Origin of the sequence: Halalkalibaculum sp. DA384 (genome assembly GCF_043951955.1) — a bacterium.
Lineage (GTDB): Bacteria > Bacteroidota > Rhodothermia > Balneolales > Balneolaceae > JAMQKA01.
Genome location: NZ_JBINJE010000084.1, coordinates 1 through 1908, shown reverse-complemented (window position 1 = coordinate 1908; position 1908 = coordinate 1). Strand labels below are relative to the sequence as shown.

Below are 1908 nucleotides of genomic sequence, written 5' to 3'. Positions count from 1 at the left end.
TTCATTTTTTGTACGGCCAAAAAACGAACCAAAAAAGCCGCTGGGGAATGGTAGATGTTCCCCTTACCAGCTCGTTCCCGGCCGGTTGCTTTCAAACGCCGGCCGCCTCTCCCCTTTTGCCTGCCGCCATTCCCCAGACCCCGAGGGCTGCTTGCTACCATATTCTCAACAATCCAATACTAGTAACCGGTAACAAATAACTAACCCGCGCCGCCGCTGCGCTTGTCCCGGGCGGCTCATAAATCCTAGGCCGGAAGGCGGCTGGAATTATGAATGAAGAATTAAAAATGATGAATTTCGAAGGGGTACCGGGAAAAAGAGCGCGGGGGGTTCCCCCTTGTGGCAGTTATGATTGAAAAGCGGTAAATGATGTTCGAAGGGGGTGCAGGGGGGTGTTCAGTGAGGAATGAAAAATGAAGAATTAGAAATGATGAATTTCGAAGGGGAGATCGTTTGAACGTATCAAGCAATTGTTCCGATACCGGAAGAAGTGCTGTCTGACGAGGGAGCATGAGCTAAAAATTGCAAACCTGCCCTTCCCGGCCTTGAATGGGGCGCAGAGGCCGAAGCAGGCGTTTGTGGATGTTGCACCGGTGAGGGCTTTGATAGCGGGCAACCGGCGTGACGGACCATCAACATCCACGCCTGCACAGGCGGCAGCGGGTGCCCCATTCACCGCCTTGAGTTTTTGGTTCCTTTTGGGTCAAGCCAAAAGGGACACCTCGGTTGGGGAAAACAGTCTCCTGTTTCTTGTTGGTGCTTCTTAATCCCTCTCCCCCCTTCCATTTCCAAACACGAGAAGAGAAACAAAAAAGGCACAACTCCTTTAAAAAGAGCTGTGCCCGTCAAGCTGTTTATCAATTGGGTTTAGTGACCGTTGGTATCCAGATGGATCATCTGCAGAATGGTTCGTCCGATTATTTTCATATCCAGTCCAAATGAGCTTTTTTGAACATAAATGAGGTCATAATCCAGTCGCTTCCGCATATGCTCTTCATCCAGCGTGCCGCCGCGATATCCCTTTACCTGGGCCAGCCCTGAAATTCCGGGTTTTACCGAGTAGCGATAGAAGAAATCTTCGAAGGAGGAGTTCCAGTACGCACACTCTTTTACAGGGTATGGACGGGGCCCCACCAGGCTCATGTCTCCTTTGAGGACATTAAATAATTGGGGAAGCTCGTCCAGATTCAGTTTTCGCAGGATACTGCCGAATTTAAAGATACGGGCATCACCTTTTTTAGTGATATCAGGCTCGCCGTTTTCAGTTCTCTTTTGCAGGATATGCATGGTCCGAAACTTGTAGCAGGTGAACGACTTACCATTTACACCGGTCCGCTGCTGCTTAAAGATTACCGGTCCACGGGATGATATTTTTATGGCAAAAGCGATAAACGGAAATACGATAAGTAATCCCAATACACCGATACCGGAGAGCATGATATCCAGCAGCCGTTTGCCGGAATATTGTTTTTTTGCGAGAACGTGAAATCTTTGGGGTAAGGTATCCTGTACAAGGGACTCTATATCGGTTTCAAGTTCTGCCTGTGAGATAATACTTTCGCGAACCGTCATAGTTTCACCATCTTCAAGGGATAATGCCTTGGTATTGCCTCTCATAATGTTATTTAAGTTTTTCGGTTAGTAACGTTATAGCCAATCACGCAACTTAGGGGTTAAATAGAAGGCCTATAATAGGAAAATGTTTGGTAGTTTCAAAGGAATTGATTACATGTGTTAAAAAATCATAAGATTAACTCAGTCTCATAAAATTGTGTGGTATTATAGTACACTTTCAGATAAGAAGTAACTATGCTGGCTATTTCGGAGATCATTGTGCCACCCATTTCGGCCATGTTGTGCCATCCGTTTCGGAGGTCATTGTGCCAGTTTAGGTAGGTGATCGCCGGA

2 protein-coding genes are annotated in these 1908 nt (G+C 47.0%); one reads left to right on the top strand and one right to left on the bottom strand.

The window, feature by feature from the left end; all coding sequences use genetic code 11:
* A partial coding sequence (locus tag ACG2E4_RS18300) for a hypothetical protein (RefSeq protein ID WP_395277492.1) occupies window positions 1–200 on the top strand: 200 nt, incomplete at its 5' end.
* A gap of 667 nt (window positions 201–867) precedes the next feature.
* On the opposite strand, the gene ACG2E4_RS18295 is transcribed toward ACG2E4_RS18300, so the two are convergent.
* Window positions 868–1617: a sugar transferase gene (locus tag ACG2E4_RS18295; RefSeq protein ID WP_395262404.1), complete on the bottom strand. Its 750-nt coding sequence runs from the start codon at window positions 1615–1617 to the stop codon at window positions 868–870.
* Between the last annotated feature and the right edge of the window lie 291 nt (window positions 1618–1908).

Coding starts and splice junctions, on each gene's coding strand:
- ACG2E4_RS18295 (WP_395262404.1), bottom strand. CDS start 1,617: ATGAGAGGCAATACCAAGGCATTATCCCTTGAAGATGGTGAAACTATG.